Genomic DNA, 12,725 nt, shown 5'->3' with positions numbered 1-12,725 from the left:
TGAAATTACAACTATATATAATATATGCATAAAACTCTACAGAAGGTCAATGATTCTCGCACCATATGCAGACATGGCGCAGTTTTATGCAATAGCAATCATACGTTCTGGAACATCACGCTATTCCCTGGGTATCGATTGTCAGACCGATAAACAGCTCGACGAGTTTGTGCCTACCGCCTTTCCCCCGTGCGAACGTGCACGAGACGGCAGTGGCCGAAGGTGAAGCCCGCGTATACGAACCGGAAGGCCTGTGCGTGGTGGACACGTCAATGATGACTGGCGAGAAGCACGGCTGCGTATTTTGTGGCGAACAGAATGCCGCTACGAGCTAAAAATTCAGTCGCGACTTGATTTAACTGTAGGCCTTGCAAGGTTGAGAGTTACCGTTCTGATACGGGACTAAATCCTGCTATAAAAACCTGAGGTAACTCTCATGCTACTCCCTCTCAGCAATCCTCAATAATCAGGTATACCGCTTTAACCGGGCCATGAACCCCAACGACTTTAATAAGCTCAATATCCGCCGTTGAACTAGGGCCGCTAATGATGTTTATGCAGGACGGCATACGTTCACCGGACTGTGCTTTCTGATGCAATTTTTCTGCAAGTTGCGCCACACGTGGCAGGATGGTGCTTTTGCGCAGGATAAAAATTGAGGACTCAGGGAGCAGACTCAACGAGCGCCCACGCTCAGTGGCGGAAAAAAGCACCACGCCTCCCGACTCTGTTAAGCCATATTCAGCATACACAACGCCAACTTTAGCCTGCTCTGCCTGCGAGATATTCTCGGCACCTTTCAGCGGATCCCACACGGCGGCATTGCATTCCTGTTGTAAACGTTCACTGATCCCCAGTTCTTCCAGTCGCGAGTCACCGCTAATCACAACCGACTGATCTCCCAGCTCTTTACACAGGCGTAATGCAGCTTCTGCGGCCTGCGCCTCGCTGGTCAGTTCACAACGCGTCAACATGACATCACTGGCAAACTGGATAAACGCGTCACAGCGCTGTTGCTGACTAAGTTCAGTAAGACGCTCGTTAGCATAGTTGTTAAGCGGCACATCTTCCGTTTGCGGTTCGAGTCGCAGCGGACGCCCCAGTGCCTGAGCAACGTTTTGCAAGAATTCTCTTCGATTATCCATTCTTTTTCTCCTGCGCCTGATGTTTCTTAAACCAACTACGGAAACTCTCGCCGTCAGCTTCGGGAAGATCGCGTGCTTCCATCCAGTCGCTAATCGCGCCAAACTTGAGTGGTGTTTTGCCGCCATTGATAAACCAGCTTGCCGCATGGGCGCCAGCCATCATTCCGACTTTCCACAATCCCGGATGGCTATTGGCATAAGCGAACATTTTGATCGCCCGTTGCTCTGCTTTTGCGGTGATCCCTTTTTCAGCCATCACCCGACGGTGACGCAAAATCAGTTTGGACAGAGGAATACGCACTGGGCAAACGCTGTCACAGGCCGTGCATAAAGAGCAGGCGTAGGGCAGATCTTTAAAATCTTTATAGCCGCCAAGCAGTGGAGAAATCACCGCGCCGATTGGTCCTGGGTAAATAGAGCCGTATCCGTGACCGCCAATGTGGCGATATGCCGGACAAGTATTCATGCAGGCCCCGCAGCGAATACAGCGCAGCACATCCCGAAATTCAGAGGCCAGCACCTCAGAACGCCCGTTATCAACAATAACCAGATGAAACTCTTCAGGCCCGTCCACATGCCCCGCTTCGCGCGGCCCTGTCAGCCAGGTGTTGTATCCCGTCAAACGTGCGCCAACGGCACTGCGCGCCAGCATGGTGATCAATACATCAACCTCGGCAAACGTGGGGGCGATACGCTCCATCCCCATCACCGCAATGTGTGTTTTAGGTAGCGTGGTACACATTCGCGCATTACCTTCATTGGTCACCAGGCACACCGAACCGGTTTCTGCCACCGCGAAATTACAACCGGTTATACCGATTTCGGCACTGAGGAAATCTTCACGGATCTTTTGACGGATGAATAAGGTCATCGCTTCCGGCGTTTCCGGGCCATCATAGCCCAGACGTTCGTGTAGCACCCGGCGGATCTGGTGGCGATCTTTATGGATAGCCGGGACCACAACATGAGATGGCGGATCTTGATCCAACTGAAGAATGTATTCCCCCAGATCGGTTTCAATCACCTGAATGCCAGCATCCTGCAACACATGATTGACGCCAATCTCTTCGGTCACCATCGATTTAGATTTCACCACCTTCCGGGCATTTTTGCGTTGGGCGACCTGTAAAATGTAGCGGGTAGCGTCTTCTTTGGTTTTTGCAAAATAGACGTGACCGCCGTTTTGCGTCACTTTTTCGGAGAGCTGATACAGATAAGCATCAAGATTACTCAGAACATGATCACGTATCTGGCTGGCACGATCGCGCCACTCCTCCCAGTGACCTAATTCATCCACCATTTTTTGCCGATTTGCCCCAATACGCTGCTGCGCGTTTGCCACAGCTTTGCGCATGATCGGATCTTCAATTTGCTGACGGATGCGTGTCTTGAATTCTGTATTACTGGTTTTGATCGACATCTTTATACCCTCAGCGGCTCATCAGCACTTCAGCAATATGCATCACTTTGACTTTCTGCCCTTCCCGTTGTAATCGCCCACTGATATTCAGCAAGCAACTAATGTCTGCACCAATTAAATACTCAGGACGGACCTCCATCAGGTGTGAAACCTTTTCTTTCACCATCTCGCCGGATATTTCGGCCATTTTGACCGAGAACGTACCGCCAAACCCGCAGCAAGTATCCTGTTCGGCAAAGGGCAACAGCTCCAGTCCGCGTACATTTTTCAGCAGGGTAAGTGGTTCATCCTTCACACCCAGCTTACGAGCCAGACTACAGGATGGATGATATACCGCCCTCCCTTGCAAGCTGGCGCCTACATCGACCACCCCTAATGTATTAACAATAAAAGAAGTGAGATCCTGCATACGCGCAGCGACCTTTTCTGCACGTGATGCCCATTCTGGTTCGTCAGCCAGATATGTTGGGTAACTTTTGACGGCGTAAGTGCAGGAACCGGCGGGAGAAATAATGGGATCGTCGTTATCTTCAAGTGCAGCGATCAGATTTTTCATCCCTGGGATCGCTTCTTTGATATAACCACTATTGATCGCAGGCTGACCGCAGCATCCCTGTTTCTCCGGGAAATTTACGCGACAACCGAGTTTTTCCAGTAGCAGCACGGAGTCTCGTGCCATCCTTGATTTCAGTGCATCACCGATACAGGTAACAAAGAAATTGACATTCACAACCAATACTCCATTGCTTCATTTCTATTTATGCCTGAATGCCCCCCTTCCGGGGTATCAGACATCAATAAAAATGGAGGCTTTTTTATTGGGTAGCAGAATACAAATTCAAATTGATTTGTATGACAAATCAATAATCCATCATTGGATACCTGGATGCAATAGCTAATTTTATTTCTTTCGGCATCGCTCACATTTTTATTATGATCGCCACTAACAAAACGGAATCATGCATTCGATATAATAACGCCATGAATCTCATGGAACTTATCTTAAATACCCATTTAGAGATACTCATTTGGCATCTATTAAAATAGACCCCAAATGAGTATAAATAAAATTATTAACAATAATCACACAACCATTAATAACTGTAATTTTATCTTACTGAAGCGATTCAGTGTGTGCTTTTTATTTTCATAATGAGATCCGGAATTCAGAAAAACATATAAAAATACCTGCTATAAGTCATATTTTCAGAGTACGGTTCAGGTACTCTAATTAGTTATGTAATTTTACGCCAAGACAGCCACGAACAAACTCAGGATTAAAATGTTTTACGGATTCGCCAACATACCCCAGATCAAGTGAGCTTATTTGCTCCATCTCTTTCTCTGTCAGTGAAAAATCCCAGACTGCAAAGTTCTCTTCAATACGATGCTGATGGGTCGATTTTGGAATAACAACCACTCCCCGTTGAATATTCCAGCGTAGAATTACCTGAGAAATCGATTTTTGGTGGGCATTTGCAATAGCCTGAAGCAGGTTGTTTTCAAATGGCTTATGTCTTCCACCGCCTAATGGTGCCCATGCTTCAGGCTGCACGTTGTAGTACTTCATGGTTGCCAGCGCTTCTGGTTGGGCAAAATAGGGATGCAACTCAACCTGGTTGACCATTGGCTTAATTCTGACCGTTTCACAAAAGTTTGCCAGAACATGAGGATAGAAATTGGAAACCCCAATCGCTTTCAGTTTGCCCTCTTCATAGGCCTCTTCCAGTGCACGCCATGCACTGAAATAATCGCGCATTGCCTGGTGCAATAAATAGAGATCAAAGTATTCAAGTCCCGATTTTTTTAATGACGCTTCAATACCTGCTTTTGCCGTATCCTGATCAACCATGTCCTGCACCCACAATTTAGAAGTAATAAATAACTCCTCGCGGGTACACAAACCTTCCGAAATGGCTTCACGAATAGCGTCGCCGACGGCGTCTTCATTACCATATACCGCTGCAGTGTCGATGAGTCGATAACCGGTTCGGATAGCATTCAACACTGATTGTTTACACACTTCTTTATCGGTAACCTGAAAAACACCAAATCCCATCATCGGCATTTTCATATTGTTGCTTAATACGGAAAATTCCACTAGCAGTCCCTCCATCACGTATGAATCATTAGTCTACGTTAAAACATGGCCACAGATTAGTATGTGGATTTTGATATCACTTATGTAAAAATTTCATTAATAATAGGGGACTGTAATTTTTCTATTATGGGAAAAATGAAGCAGACACGATGAGATTGATAACAAGCACAACATTGCCTGATGCGCTATGATTATCATACCAACCAGAGAATCGTAATATATTGAATTTGCGCTATTTTGTAGGCCAACCAGGTTCCGGCATGCACAACAGGCATTGGCCAACAATTTGAGATACTGCCAGTCGCCTGGCCTCGGCCCCTTCTATTTTTGATACACTTATAGCCTTTGTCATACGAAAAATGTGCGAAATGGCGAAGGATAAATGGAGAATGTTATGATCAGGCAGAAGATTTTGCAGCAGCTCCTGGAGTGGATTGAGTGCAATCTCGGTAACCCTATCTCAATCGAAGATATCGCACAGAAATCTGGCTACAGTAGACGCAATATCCAGCTCCTGTTCAGAAACTTCATGCATGTGCCACTGGGAGAATACATTCGCAAACGAAGACTTTGCCGGGCGGCCATTCTTGTCCGACTCACAGCGAAATCTATGCTTGATATTGCACTATCTTTGCATTTTGATTCACAGCAGTCATTCAGTCGCGAATTCAAAAAATTATTCGGATGCTCTCCCCGAGAATACCGGCTCCGTGATTATTGGGATCTGGAAAATATCTTTCCTCCATTTTTAACACGTCAGTATCCAAAAACTGATTGCACATTAATCCATTTCCCAGAAACACGTATTTTTGGCAATGCATTTAAATATGATATTGAAGTATCGAATAAATCACCAGATGAAGAAGTTAAACTGCGACGTCATTATTTAGCCAGATATATGAGGAATTTTAAGACGGATATCTATTTCGTCTCAACGTTTAAACCATCAACAAAGTCGGTCGATTTACTCACAGTTGAAACCTTTGTCGGTACGGTATGTGAACATGCTGATACAGACATGCCGAAAGAGTGGTCAACGACCCAGGGACTTTATGCCTCTTTCCGCTATGAAGGAGACTGGGAATATTACCCTGACTGGGTACGGAACGTCTATCTGATAGAGTTACCTGCAAGGGGGTTAGCCAGAGTGAACGGCAGCGATATTGAGCGATTTTATTACAATGATAATTTCGTAGAACAAGATAGCAATGATGTTGTTTGCGAAATTTTCATCCCCGTTCGTCCGGTTTAGTTTGTAACTCCATCACATGAGATTTACCTACCCTGCCACCGTCTAATCGGTACCAGGGTAGGTATTCAGTAAATAATGGCGCTGCGCATGTCAACGCCATTATTATTTATTACATCGTCGCTTTTATTTCTCCTCAGCGTCTTCAGTCTCTGCAGCAACGGCGTTAATTGTCACCTTCACAGGCTTCATTTCGTACCCGCCATACGTCAGTGCGTTGTATGTGAACGTATAGGTACCCGGCTTGGTGGTACTAAATGTACGCGTGATTTTCCCCCCCGAGAAATGGTCAGCCTTCGACGGCAGGAATTTATAATCCGCCTCTGTCACCCCTTTCGGAGCCTCAATGTCGACCCACACATTCCCCCCAACAGGGTTATTTGCCGAGAACAGGGTAACCGTCATTGTTGCGGTCTTTACCCCATCCGCCACCAGAGAAGATGTATCAGTCGAGGCCTTGAGCTCCGCGTTTTTATCATCCGCGACGAATTTAGATTCGGCAGTTTTCGTCGATTCCTGACCGTCGGCCTGACTCACTTTCGCCGTGAGTGTATATTTCGCTGCGACAGTGGTCGTGGCGGTGAAAATAGCCTGCCCTTGCTCATTAGTTTTCGCCGTCCCATTGGGATCCAGAACTAAATTTGCCGGGCTGGCAGTCAGCGTCACGTCGCTATCTTTCAACAGGTTGTTATTGGCATCAGTCACCGTAACTTTATACGTCTGTTTGGCTTTGCCATCCGCCAGTGCGTAGTTGCCAATCACCTCAATACCGGAGACGGTTGCGGTCGCCTTATCGGCCACAAACGTTATAGTCTGCGCAGTCGAAGGCTGGTCATTTCCTGCTGACGCCGTGATCTCATACGTTCCGGCAGTCACGGAAACCACTTTCAGTACCGCTTTACCCTCCTCGTTGGCGTTCACCATGATATTACCGTCTGCAAGCGGTTTGACGCCCCGAGGCAGATTAAAGACGACCACAGCGCCAGGAAGAAGGTTGCCGTATTGATCCTTAACCGTTGCCGTCAGCGTAAAGGCATCTTTGTCGTTTGCCACTTTTGGCGATACGTCATCAACCTCCAGGCTCGCCTGACCGGTACTGAAATCCGCCTTGAATTTCACCGTAACCGTCTTCTGAACACCATTCACAGAGGCCGTGATGCTGTGTTCCCCGGCAACCGTTGACATCAGCTCAATGTCAGCTTTACCTGCCGTATTGGTTGTTACCGTATTCCCCGTCTTGCTGGTCACACCCGTCGGTAAATTCAGCGTAACTTCTTGCCCCTGCAACGGGTTACCATAGGTGTCCACAACGGTCAGGGTTACCTGGTTAGTCGACTGTCCATTAGCCAGCTGGTTATCAACCTTCACCGTCATATCACGTATCTCAGCCTTAGATGCGTCACCTGCAACGTTCAGCACCAGCGGTTTTGCTGCGGCATTTATGCCGTTCACTCGCGGCATCACAGACAACTGGCCCGCGGCAGATCCCAGAGTTAAGGTCGCCACATAGACCCCATTACCGTTCTCTGTCCAGTTTCCTGCTGAAGGACGCTCTGACCCCGTGCTGGCGGCACCACTAAACTGCGGTGCATCTGGCTTCAGCCCGGTGACAGGGTTCCCGAACGCATCCTTCGCGGTGAAGGTGAGTTCCGTTGTCGTTTTAACAGTCGGAGCCTCATTGCCAGCAACAAGCGTAGAGTTCGCTGATGACATATCCCCCGCAACGACAGTCAACTGCGCAGCATCGGTGACTGCTGGCTGGCCGTTGAAGAGCGGCATGACGAGAAGCTCACCAGTCTTTCCGCCTGTGGTCAGCGTAGCGACATAGGAACCATCGCCTTGCTCGGTCCAGTTGGATACCGTCGCCCCTTCAGACGCAGCACCCGTCAGGCTTGCCGACAGGGAAAGGCCACTGATAGCGTTGCCATGCGCATCTTTTGCAATAAGCGTCACGGTTGTGCTTTCACCAGCTTTTACGTGATCTTTTGCTACAGAGACTTTCGACTGGTTCGAAGATAACGCATCAGCCACCACGGTTACTTTCGCCGCCTTTGCTGCCGCGTCCTGCCCATTGAGCTTCGGCATAACCTCTAATTCCCCCGCCGTAGTGCCGAGAGTAATCTGCGCAGTCCAGGTCCCGTCGCCATTATCCGTCCAGCCTGATGCCGTAGCCCCCGCAGCGGCTGCGCCCGATAATGACGGTGCATCCGGATTGAGGCCAGTTACAGGGTTGCCATTGGCATCTTTTGCCGTCCAGATTGCCGTAAGCGTACCGCCAACCACCGGTTTATCCGGATTCAGGGCGATGGTCGAATGTGCTGCATCAAGCGGCCCGGCGACAAACTTCAGCGTTTGTTGTAATGAGCCCAACTGATACTGCTCGCTAAAGGCACGCACAACAACGTTTCCGGCACGGGTCGAAGAAACCGTAGCGCTGTAAACGCCTGGTTTTATCTCCGAAATGGCACCAATGGTGACACCATTGCTATCCTGCGGAACAAATCGCAAGCGGCTGGCCTCTCCCGTCACCGGGTTACCATCAGTATCCACCGCAGTAAGCGTCAGCGTGTGGGATTGCTGACCATCGGCAACCACGTCTCCTGAAAGTTCATTCACGCTCAGAGTAGACTTTGACACATCCATCATCGTGGCACGCAATTCTGCAGTGACGGTTTTGCTCATGCCATCAACGCTAACAGTAATCGTTGCCTCACCTGATTGCGTTCCGGTAGTAAAGACCGACTGGTACACCCCAGCTTCAGTTTCCGTGAACTCACTCAGCGTTGGCTGTGCCTGTGATTTAGTGGCCTTCAGGGTACGTGTCACAATATTTCCAGCCGGCTTGAACGTCAGCTTACTCTTGATCTGATCTTTCATGCCCGTGACTGGCTGCCCCTCGGCGTCGCGCAGAGAAAGCACCAGTGGCTTTTGCTCACTACCGTTAGCAAGCATTTGGATACGGCTCTGACCGTCAAGCGTTAACGCCGTACGATCGGCACTCATACCAGCTCCGGTAATGACCACCTCTGTCTGCACGCGTTTTGAGGCATTGCCTTTGTTATCGTAGGCAACCGCAGAAATCGCGTAATAATTGTCTTTGCCTGCCTGATAAGCCGGCAGCGTCACTTGCCACTGATTACCCTGCCCCGTAATTTTTCCGCCTGCGGCCAGCAAAGACGGTGCATCCCATTGTACATTTTTCAGACCGTGAGTTGCTTTGCTCACCACAAGGCCCAGGGAAACCGTCTGCCCGCCCTTACCTTCAATACGGTCAGGCAGAGCAATACGGATCACTTCAGATTTACGATACTCAAGAACGATATTGTTATTACGCTCAACCAGATCATAGCGGCTGCCTGCCAGTACCCGACGCTCGCGAATGCTATCCGTATCGAGTTGTTTCTCCAAAGGTTCGCCAATTCGGTAGTTAACTTCCAGGCCAAAGCGAGTGTCATTCTCACCGCTCTTGCCCTGCTTATGCCCGGCACTCAGTGTCAGCAGAGGCACTGGCGTATAGGTCACCTCGGCAGAAATAGCATGCGGGTCTTTCTGGCGCTTATCTTTACCAAACAGCCCGACTTCATCACCATAATACTGTTCATACATCAGGCTTGCGCCAAGCTGCGGCCAGGCAGGTAAATAGCCCTCTGCGCGGATATCCCAGCCATTCGCCGGGCGTTCCTGATAATCCTCAACATCCGGCGATTTTTTCCAGCCAGAAGCCCGAATATACCCATTGGCGCTCAGTTTCAGATAATCGCGCCAGTATTCCGCACCAACACCAATGCGGGTATGACTACGGGATAAATCATGGTCGATAAAGGTGTTCACCCCCGCCATCCAGTCATTTCCTGAAAAATGACGCCAGCCGAAACCAATATTTGACTGGGTACGATCGTCGGTACGATGTATTGCCCCCTGAGTGAACAACATATTTGTCGGCGTATCATAAATCGGATAAAGCATTTCAAGCGAAGAATCCTTCAGCGAGAAATCTTTATCGACATTCAGTTTGACGCGCGCAGTACCATATTTCCCGAGCCACTCCTGTATTTCCTGGTTAGCTTTCGCTGTGGCCATTCCGGTAATAAAGTTACGTGTTGCATCGCTATCTGGCTGACTGCTTAAAAATGTCCCGGCATTTGCGGCAAACGACGCGACATTTTTCTCCACATTATCATCAGCAGTCACCGTGGTATTTTCCATGCTCAACCGTGGCTGAACCGCATTCTGCGCACGTGCCGCCATTACTGGCGTAAAGGTGACAGCGAGTGGAAAAAGGACCTGAACAGAGATATTTGCCCACGCCACGCAGCGGGCCAGAAATGAATAACGAAATCGTGGTCGTTTATGACCTGTTTTATAACGTGACATTGAGATAATTTCCTGATGAACGAATTAACGAACATAGGCAGACGCAAATAATAGCGTCTGCCTGTCAGAAAAACCGGTAATTTCCCGGTTTCCTTTTCCGCAGAAAAGGAAATACCTTTATGTAAGAAAGTGCACCGCCACCTAATATATCCAGCGCCTGTAGCCACTCATCAGGTGGTTTGGCGCGGGATTATATTTTTATTTACAGGGGAGAATTTAGCTTTTTGTGCAAGTCATAAAATAGATATCTACGTTCTATTTCTTACTCTGCGGACAGTGAATAATTCATTATTCAGAGTGCATAATAATGACCTGTTTTTAAATTATTACGATTGGAATTACGTCGAAGTAGGTATATACACAGGAATAAACCAATATATTTTTTATGGGTATTCATTTTCCTTCATCGGGCTGTAAATTCCGGGGGATGTCGAGCTTGTACTGCTCATCTAAACACACAGACAGATTTATGAATTTTGTTCATAACCCCTGACAAATCCTGCCGTCTAATCGCGTGACTGCCTTTACGTTATGCTTCTCATGAACGATAACGGAAGGATAACACCATGCAAAAAGTAAAACTGAATAACGGTATTGAAATGCCCTTACTGGGATTTGGTGTATTTCAGATGACCGATGCCGCGGAATGCGAAAGAGCGGTCATTGATGCGATTAACACCGGTTATCGACTGATTGACACCGCCGCCTCCTATCAAAATGAAACCCAGGTCGGGAATGCGCTTAAACAAAGCGGCATTGCGCGTAACGAACTCTTTGTCACCACTAAACTCTGGTTGCAGGATACCAGTTATGAAGGGGCCAAAGCTCAGTTCGAACGCTCTTTGAATCGACTGCAACTTGACTACGTTGATCTGTATTTGATTCACCAGCCTTACGGTGATGTCCACGGCGCCTGGCGTGCCATGGAAGAGCTGCAACAGGCAGGTAAAATTCGCGCTATTGGTGTCAGCAATTTCCATCCTGACCGACTGGCTGACCTTATCGCCTTTAATAAAGTGGTTCCTGCGGTAAACCAGATTGAAGTTAACCCCTTCAACCAGCAGCTACAGGCCGTTCCGTGGATGCAAAGTCGTGGCATTCAGCCAGAAGCCTGGGCACCGTTTGCGGAAGGTAAAAATGGTCTGTTCCAGCATCCTGTTCTCACGGCAATTGGTGAGAAGTATGGCAAAAGCGTGGGCCAGGTTGTTCTGCGCTGGATCTACCAACGAGGCATTGTTTCGCTGGCAAAATCAGTACGCAAAGAACGCATGGAAGAGAACATCAACATTCTCGATTTTGAACTCGCTCCTGAAGATATGCTGCAAATTACCGCCCTTGATACCGCAACCAGCGCCTTCTTCTCCCACCGCGATCCCGCCATGGTGGAATGGCTGACTGGCCGCAAACTTACTGTTTAAGCCGCGCTAAAAGAGGTATTCAATCAATGCAAAAACGTTATCTGGGTAAATCCGGACTCGAAGTTTCCGCTCTTGGGCTCGGTTGCATGGGCTTAAGTCACGGCTACGGCCCGGCGACAGATACCCGTCAGGCTATCGAACTTATTCGTGCTGCGGTTGAACGTGGCGTCACCTTCTTCGATACCGCCGAAGTGTATGGTCCGTATCTGAATGAAGAAGTGGTCGGTGAAGCCTTAAAACCGTTTCGTGACCGAGTGGTGATTGCCACTAAATTTGGTTTTACCTTCGGTGATGATAATAAGCAGCAGATTTTAAACAGCCGCCCGGAACATATCCGTGAAGCCGTTGAAGGCTCATTGCGCCGCCTTAAGACAGATGTTATTGACCTGCTGTATCAACACCGTGTCGATCCCGATGTCCCGATTGAAGATGTTGCAGGAACGGTGAAAGACCTTATCGCAGAAGGTAAAGTCAAACATTTCGGGCTGTCCGAAGCGGGTGCGCAAACCATTCGCCGTGCGCACGCTGTACAACCTGTCACCGCCCTGCAAAGCGAATATTCCATGTGGTGGCGTGAACCTGAACAGGAAATTCTGCCGTTGCTGGAGGAGCTGGGTATTGGTTTTGTACCCTTCAGCCCATTAGGCAAAGGTTTCCTGACGGGGTCGATTAAACCAGGAACGACGTTTGGCAAGGATGATTACCGCAGTACCGTGCCACGTTTCACCGAACAGGCGATTGAAGCCAATGAAAAACTGGTTACCTTGCTGGGTGAGCTGGCTGCAGAGAAAGGCGTAACCTCTGCACAAATCGCTCTGGCATGGCTGTTAGCACAAAAGCCATGGATTGTTCCCATCCCTGGCACCACTAAACTGCACCGACTGGAAGAAAACCTGGCCGCTGCCAACATCATTCTTTCGCAGAAAGATACGCAGCAAATAACCCAGGCGCTGGAAACGATTAAAATCGTCGGTGAACGTTACTCGCCTGAGCACCAGGCTCGCGTAGGCCGCTGATG

General features: G+C 48.7%; 9 protein-coding genes. 4 read left to right on the top strand and 5 right to left on the bottom strand.

Annotated elements, in window-relative coordinates:
• The first annotated feature begins 212 nt into the window (after positions 1-212).
• The gene (locus A9180_RS24855; RefSeq protein WP_262364636.1) at positions 213-335 is read left to right on the top strand and encodes a hypothetical protein; all 123 of its coding nucleotides are present in this window, start codon (positions 213-215) and stop codon (positions 333-335) included.
• A gap of 114 nt (positions 336-449) precedes the next feature.
• Here the strand turns inward: A9180_RS24855 and A9180_RS21405 are convergent, their stop codons facing one another.
• The 4 genes from A9180_RS21405 to A9180_RS21390 all read right to left on the bottom strand — a co-directional run bounded on the left by A9180_RS21405 (position 450) and on the right by A9180_RS21390 (position 4,666).
• Positions 450-1,145 carry a lactate utilization protein C gene (locus tag A9180_RS21405; RefSeq protein ID WP_064530497.1) on the bottom strand — a complete coding sequence of 232 codons (696 nt, stop codon included), beginning with the start codon at positions 1,143-1,145 and terminating at the stop codon, positions 450-452.
• The gene (locus tag A9180_RS21400) at positions 1,138-2,565 is read right to left on the bottom strand and encodes a LutB/LldF family L-lactate oxidation iron-sulfur protein (RefSeq protein WP_064530496.1); all 1,428 of its coding nucleotides are present in this window, start codon (positions 2,563-2,565) and stop codon (positions 1,138-1,140) included. The genes A9180_RS21405 and A9180_RS21400 overlap by 8 nt, the downstream gene beginning before the upstream one ends.
• Positions 2,566-2,575: 10 nt before the next feature.
• Positions 2,576-3,295 carry a (Fe-S)-binding protein gene (locus A9180_RS21395; protein WP_064530495.1) on the bottom strand — a complete coding sequence of 240 codons (720 nt, stop codon included), beginning with the start codon at positions 3,293-3,295 and terminating at the stop codon, positions 2,576-2,578.
• Positions 3,296-3,796: 501 nt separating this feature from the next.
• Positions 3,797-4,666, bottom strand: coding sequence for an aldo/keto reductase (locus A9180_RS21390; protein ID WP_064530494.1), 870 nt, complete (start codon positions 4,664-4,666; stop codon positions 3,797-3,799).
• Positions 4,667-5,060: 394 nt separating this feature from the next.
• Here A9180_RS21390 and A9180_RS21385 point away from each other — a divergent pair, with 394 nt between their 5' ends.
• Entirely contained in the window at positions 5,061-5,918 is an 858-nt protein-coding gene (locus A9180_RS21385; protein WP_064530493.1) for a helix-turn-helix domain-containing protein, read from the top strand.
• 123 nt (positions 5,919-6,041) lie between these two features.
• On the opposite strand, the gene fdeC is transcribed toward A9180_RS21385, so the two are convergent.
• Complete coding sequence (gene fdeC / locus A9180_RS21380) at positions 6,042-10,289, bottom strand: inverse autotransporter adhesin FdeC (protein ID WP_064530492.1); 4,248 nt, start codon at positions 10,287-10,289, stop codon at positions 6,042-6,044.
• Positions 10,290-10,855: 566 nt separating this feature from the next.
• Here fdeC and A9180_RS21375 point away from each other — a divergent pair.
• Entirely contained in the window at positions 10,856-11,707 is an 852-nt protein-coding gene (locus tag A9180_RS21375; RefSeq protein ID WP_064530491.1) for an aldo/keto reductase, read from the top strand.
• Between the two features lie 26 nt (positions 11,708-11,733).
• Positions 11,734-12,723: an aldo/keto reductase gene (locus A9180_RS21370; protein WP_064530490.1), complete on the top strand. Its 990-nt coding sequence runs from the start codon at positions 11,734-11,736 to the stop codon at positions 12,721-12,723.
• Positions 12,724-12,725: the final 2 nt, after the last annotated feature.

This window comes from Escherichia sp. B1147, assembly GCF_001660175.1.
Classification (GTDB): domain Bacteria; phylum Pseudomonadota; class Gammaproteobacteria; order Enterobacterales; family Enterobacteriaceae; genus Escherichia; species Escherichia whittamii.
The sequence above is the reverse complement of the archived record's forward strand: the minus strand, read 5'-3'. Positions and strand labels throughout refer to the sequence as shown.